4 protein-coding genes are annotated in these 5,679 nt (G+C 63.3%); 1 reads left to right on the top strand and 3 read right to left on the bottom strand.

Annotation, left to right across the window (positions count from 1 at the left end; genetic code table 11):
* Nucleotides 1-37 precede the first annotated feature (37 nt).
* The 3 genes from OC610_RS20105 to aspA all read right to left on the bottom strand — a co-directional run bounded on the left by OC610_RS20105 (nt 38) and on the right by aspA (nt 4,538).
* Complete coding sequence (locus tag OC610_RS20105; RefSeq protein ID WP_264430157.1) at nt 38-1,042, bottom strand: asparaginase; 1,005 nt, start codon at nt 1,040-1,042, stop codon at nt 38-40.
* Nucleotides 1,043-1,175: 133 nt separating this feature from the next.
* A complete protein-coding gene (locus OC610_RS20100; protein ID WP_217860656.1) occupies nt 1,176-2,627 on the bottom strand; it encodes an alanine/glycine:cation symporter family protein in 1,452 nt (483 codons plus the stop codon).
* 486 nt (nt 2,628-3,113) lie between these two features.
* Nucleotides 3,114-4,538 (bottom strand): aspartate ammonia-lyase, encoded by a 1,425-nt coding sequence (gene aspA / locus OC610_RS20095; protein ID WP_030139110.1) that lies wholly within the window; start codon nt 4,536-4,538, stop codon nt 3,114-3,116.
* Nucleotides 4,539-4,720: 182 nt separating this feature from the next.
* On the opposite strand from aspA, the gene OC610_RS20090 reads away from it, so the two are divergent.
* Nucleotides 4,721-5,638, top strand: a complete 918-nt coding sequence (locus OC610_RS20090) for a LysR substrate-binding domain-containing protein (RefSeq protein WP_264430156.1) — start codon at nt 4,721-4,723, stop codon at nt 5,636-5,638.
* Nucleotides 5,639-5,679 lie beyond the last annotated feature (41 nt).

Raw genomic sequence — 5,679 nt, 5'->3', positions numbered from 1 at the left:
TCGCGAGCAAGCTCGCTCCCACAGGGTTAACAGGTCGTCAGCTCAGCTCACCGCACAGATCCAGCTCAACCAACCGTCGAACCTCATCCACCGGTAACCCCGCGCCAATCAACGCCTGCAACTTGCCGAACGCCGCCTCGCGGGTCATGCCGCCGCCGGACAACACGCCAACGCCGCGCAAGCGGCTGCCGGCTTCGTACACGTCCAGCTCGACGCCGCCTTCGTGGCATTGAGTGACCGCGACCACCACCACGCCGCTATCCCGCGCCCGCGCCAGGCTGGCGAGGAACGCCGGATTGTCGCTCGGCCCGGTGCCGCTGCCGTAGCACTCCAGCACCAGGCCCTGGATGCCGCTGCCCAGCAGGCCGTCAATGATTTCGGCACCGATGCCGGGGAACAGCGGCAGTGCCGCGACGTTAGCCAAGCGTTTCGGCTGGTTGTAATTCAGCTCCGTTGGCAAGGACGTGGCCTTGATGCCGCCACCTTGGCGTTCCAGGCGCTTGAACGGATGACGGCCAAAGCTGCGCACTTTCGCGCAACGGGTCGGCGCCAGCAGTTCACCGTGGAAATATAGGTGCACGCCCGGCGCCAGGCCCTGGCCGAGGGCGACCAGCGCGCCGCCGAGGTTTTCCCAAGCATCGCTGTCGGTCACGCCGGCGGGCAGCATCGAGCCGGTGAAGCAGACCCGCGCGTGCACGCCCAGTAACTGGAAGCTCATGGCGGCGGCGCTGTAGGCCAGCGTGTCGGTGCCGTGCAGGATCAGCACGCTGTCGCAGCCCTGCACGTCCACGGCGTCGACCACCGCTTCGCGCAGTTGCTGCCAGTAGGCCGGGGTCATGTTGGCGCTGTCGATCAGCGGCGACATTTCCCGGAAGCGCCACTGCGGCACTACCAGCTCTGGCTGGCTGTGCAGGTAGTCGCGCATCCGCGCTTCGAAGCCGGAAGCCGGGGCCAGGCCGTTGGCGCTGGCTTGCATGCCGATGGTGCCGCCGGTGTAGAGCACCATGACGTGCTGGGCGGCAGGGTAGGTCGAGCAATTCATGGGTTGTTCTCCGAGGATGAAAACGGCCGCTTGGGTTAGCCGTCACAACATGAGGCCGAGCATGACGCCGACCTCGTGTTGTGTCACGCCGGGCGCAGGGGATGCGCCCGGTTTTCTACGATCAGCCTGCCGCTCAGCGTTGCGCTGCGGCCACGCCCGCCTGGGCGTTTTCAGGCTTGGCAACCGGTGCCGACGGGGTGGCCGGCCAGGCGTTGCGGTCAAGGTCCAGGTCCGGGAACTTGCTGGAATCAAAGACAGGCACCTTGATGCCGGCCGAACGCTGGTCATCGTAGTCGCGCAGGATGCGCATGCCGACCTTGAACAGCAGGAACAGCGCGATCAGGTTCACGAACGCCAGCAGGGTCATGGTGATGTCGGCAAACGCGAACACCGTGCTGAGGTTCTCGATGGCGCCCCAGAAAATCAGGACCAATACCAGGGCGCGGTAGGCCATCAGCGCCTTGCGGTTTTCACCGAGCATGAAGCGCAGGTTGTTCTCGCCCAGATAGTAGTTATAGAGGATCGAGGTGAACACGAACAACGCCAGGGCCACGGAAATGAACATCCGACCCCAATCGCCGACCACGGCCGCCAGGGAGTTCTGGGTCAGGGCAATGCCGTCGCCTTCGAAGCCCGGGGTGTAGAAGCCCGACAGCAGGATCAGCAGCGCGGTGCAGGTGCAGATCACGAACGTGTCCAGGAATACGCTGAACGCCTGGACCACACCTTGTGCCACCGGGTGCTCGACCGACGCGACGGCGGCGACGTTAGGCGCACTGCCCAGGCCGGCTTCGTTGGCGAATACGCCGCGCTTGACGCCCATGACGATGGCGCTGCCGATCAGGCCGCCAAAGGCCTGGTCCAGACCGAAGGCGCTCTTGACGATGGTCGCCAGCATGCCCGGTACGTGTTCGAACTGCAGGACGATCACGTAGATGGTCACGGCGATGTACACCAGGGTCTTGACCGGTACCAGCAGGTCGGCAACCTTGGCGATACGCTTGATCCCGCCAATGAACACCAGGCCCAGCAACACCGCCAGGCCCAGGCCGGTGTAGGTGGTGTCGAGGCCGAAGGCGTTGTTCAGGGAGTGAGTCACGGCGTGGGCTTGCAGGCCGTTGAAGGCGAAGCCGAAGGTGATCAGCAGCAGGAACGCCATGATCATGCCCAGCCAGCGTTTCTGCAGGCCGTGCTGGATGTAATAGGACGGGCCGCCACGGAACTGGCCTTCGGAGTCGCAGCGCTTGTAGAGCTGGCCGAGGGAGCATTCGAAGAAGCTGCTGGACATGCCGACCAGCGCGGTCACCCACATCCAGAACACCGCACCAGGACCGCCGAGAGTCACGGCGATGCCGACACCGGCAATGTTGCCCGCGCCGACGCGACCGGCCAGGCTGAGCATCAAGGCCTGGAACGAACTGAGCTGGTCAGTGCTGCTTTTCAGGCTGTCACGGAACACCGCGAACATATGGAAGAAGTGACGGAACTGGACGAAACGCGAGCGGATCGTGAAGTAGCCACCGAGCCCCACAATGAGCGCGATCAGCACTTTCCCTGAGAGGAAGTCGTTGATGACTTCGAGCATGAGTATTCCTCGCTGTTTTTTGTTTAAGCAATGATGGTCATTTGGAAACATCGTGTTACATCGGTCGGCGCGCGGCTCGACAGATTGGGGATGCTTCGTCCCGGTCCACTTCGCGGGTTTGTTATTAGTTCGGTTTTCGCATGTTGTTGAGGCCTCGTTGACGACGACCACTCATGCGAAGAGGGGCGGCACTATACCTATCAGTGCGACGCCCGTCTGCACAGTTGTGGTGCATGCGACGAAACGAACCCTTGTATCTCCTGGCCTTTCGGTCAGGTTCTTGTGGGAGAGAGCTGGCTCGCGATGGCGAGCGACGCGGGGTACAACGGCAGCGCGGCGCTGTTTATTGCCAGTCGGCTCGGTCCTACAGGTTCTGTCTTGCTTGCATCCTTTTGTTAAAAAAAAGGGCTTGGGGAACGAGTCCCCAAGCCCTCAAAAGGTGAGAGGTGTCTAGTCCCTCGACCTGGTGAGCGGTGGTCGCGTCGATCAAGCCTTCAGTGGGACCAGACGCGGGGCAATCATGTTTTCCGGGCGCAGGATGTCGTCGAGCATGGCGTCGTCGAGCAAGCCTTCTTCGCGCACCAGTTCCAGCACGCCGCGGCCGCTTTCCAGGGCAACGCGGGCGATACGGGTGGCGTTTTCATAGCCGATGTACGGGTTCAGGGCGGTGACCAGGCCGATCGAGTGCTCGACCAGCTCACGGCAGCGCGCCTCGTTGGCGGTGATGCCGACGATGCAGTGCTCGCGCAGCATGTCCATGGCGCGTTGCAGCAGGCGGATCGAGTCGAAGATCTTGAAGGCGATCAGCGGCTCCATCACGTTCAGTTGCAGTTGGCCGCCTTCGGCCGCCATGGTCAGGGCCAGGTCGTTGCCGATGATCTGGAACGCTACTTGGTTGACCGCTTCCGGGATCACCGGGTTGACCTTGCCAGGCATGATCGAGCTGCCTGGCTGGCGGGCCGGCAGGTTGATTTCGTTGATGCCGGTGCGTGGGCCGCTGGACAGCAGGCGCAGGTCGTTGCAGATCTTCGACAGCTTGACCGCGGTGCGCTTGAGCATGCCGGAGAACAGCACGAAGGCGCCCATGTCGGAGGTGGCTTCGATCAGGTCGGCGGCTGGCACCAGCGGTTGGCCGCTGATGGTCGCCAGGCGCTGTACGGCCAGGGCCTGGTAGCGCGGGTCGGCGTTGATGCCGGTGCCGATGGCGGTGCCGCCCAGGTTCACTTCGGTAAGCAATTCAGGCGCCAGGGTTTTCAGGCGTGCCAGGTCTTCGCTCAGGGTGGTGGCGAAGGCGCGGAATTCCTGGCCGAGGGTCATCGGCACGGCGTCTTGCAACTGGGTGCGGCCCATTTTCAGGACGTGGCTGAATTCCTCGCCCTTGGCGGCGAACGCCTGGATCAGGCTGTCGAGGCTGGCCAGCAACGCGTCATGACCCAGCAGCAGGCCCAGGCGGATCGCGGTCGGGTAGGCGTCGTTGGTGGACTGCGCCATGTTCACGTCGTTGTTGGGGTGCAGGTACTGGTATTCGCCCTTCTGGTGACCCATGGCCTCCAGCGCAATGTTGGCGATGACTTCGTTGGCATTCATGTTGGTCGACGTGCCGGCGCCGCCCTGGATCATGTCCACCACGAATTCTTCGTGGAAATCACCGCGGATCAACCGTGCACAGGCTTCGCTGATGGCGGCGTGCTTGGCTTCGCTGAGCTGGCCCAGTTCGCGGTTGGCGTCAGCGGCGGCTTGCTTGACCATTGCCAGACCGACCACCAGCTTAGGGTAATGCGAGATCGGGACACCGGAGAGACGAAAGTTGTTGATCGCTCGCAGGGTCTGGATGCCGTAATACGCTTGCGCCGGTACTTCGAGTACGCCAAGCAGGTCTTTTTCTGTGCGGAATGATGCAGCGGAGGACATGATGGAAATCATCTCAATAAGGACCCGGTCTGAGCCGGAACGCTGTGAATCCTAGGCTTTCAGAAAAAAATGGGCCAATGCTGTTAAACACTGGCCTATGCATATTCGGCATAATGTCGGTGTGACGCCGACGACGCGGCGAACGTGTGACCTGTTTTGGTGCGTCCTTCGGGAGGGCGGTGATGAATCTAGAAAGCAAATGGCTCGAGGACTTCAGTGCCCTGGCCGCGACTCGCAGTTTTTCCCAGGCGGCCGAACGACGCTTTGTGACGCAGCCCGCTTTCAGTCGGCGGATCCGGAGCCTTGAAGCGGCGCTGGGGCTGACGCTGGTCAACCGCTCGCGCACGCCGATCGAGCTGACCGCGGCGGGGCAACTGTTCCTGGTGACGGCGCGCACGGTGGTCGAGCAGTTGGGCGAGGTGCTGCGGCATCTGCATCATCTGGAGGGCGGGCAGGGCGAAGTCATCCAGGTGGCAGCCGCGCACTCCCTGGCGCTCGGCTTCTTCCCGCGCTGGATTGCCCAGTTGCGCAACGACGGCATGAACATCGCCACGCGGCTGGTGGCGACCAACGTGGGCGATGCCGTACATGCCTTGCGTGAAGGCGGCTGCGACCTGATGCTGGCTTTCTATGACCCGGATTCGGCGATGCAGATGGATCCGGAGATTTTCCCGTCCTTGCATTTGGGCCAGACCGAGATGCTCCCGGTCTGCGCCGCCGACGCACAGGGCCGGCCGTTGTTCGACCTCGAAGGCGAGGCCAGTGTGCCGCTGTTGGCCTACAGCGCCGGGGCCTTCCTCGGGCGTTCGGTGAACCAGTTGTTGCGCCAGCGCGCGCTGCGCTTCACCACCGTCTACGAGACGGCCATGGCCGACAGCCTGAAAAGCATGGCGCTGGAAGGGCTGGGTATCGCCTGGGTCCCTCACCTGAGTGTGCGCAACGAACTGGCCCGGGGCGAATTGGTGATCTGCGGCGGGGCGCAGTGGCATGTCCCGCTGGAGATCCGCCTGTACCGCTGCGCCCTGGTGCGCAAGGCCAACGTGCGGTTGCTGTGGCGCAAGCTTGAGGGTGGCGTGGTGCAGGGTGCGGCTGGCTCTTGAAGCTCACGCAGCCCCCTTGTGGGAGCGAGCTTGCTCGCGAT

It is taken from the genome of Pseudomonas agronomica (assembly GCF_025917275.1).
Lineage (GTDB): Bacteria > Pseudomonadota > Gammaproteobacteria > Pseudomonadales > Pseudomonadaceae > Aquipseudomonas > Aquipseudomonas agronomica.
The sequence above is the reverse complement of the archived record's forward strand: the minus strand, read 5'-3'. Positions and strand labels throughout refer to the sequence as shown.

Coding starts and splice junctions, on each gene's coding strand:
- OC610_RS20090 (WP_264430156.1), top strand. CDS start 4,721: ATGAATCTAGAAAGCAAATGGCTCGAGGACTTCAGTGCCCTGGCCGCG.
- OC610_RS20100 (WP_217860656.1), bottom strand. CDS start 2,627: ATGCTCGAAGTCATCAACGACTTCCTCTCAGGGAAAGTGCTGATCGCG.
- aspA (WP_030139110.1), bottom strand. CDS start 4,538: ATGTCCTCCGCTGCATCATTCCGCACAGAAAAAGACCTGCTTGGCGTA.
- OC610_RS20105 (WP_264430157.1), bottom strand. CDS start 1,042: ATGAATTGCTCGACCTACCCTGCCGCCCAGCACGTCATGGTGCTCTAC.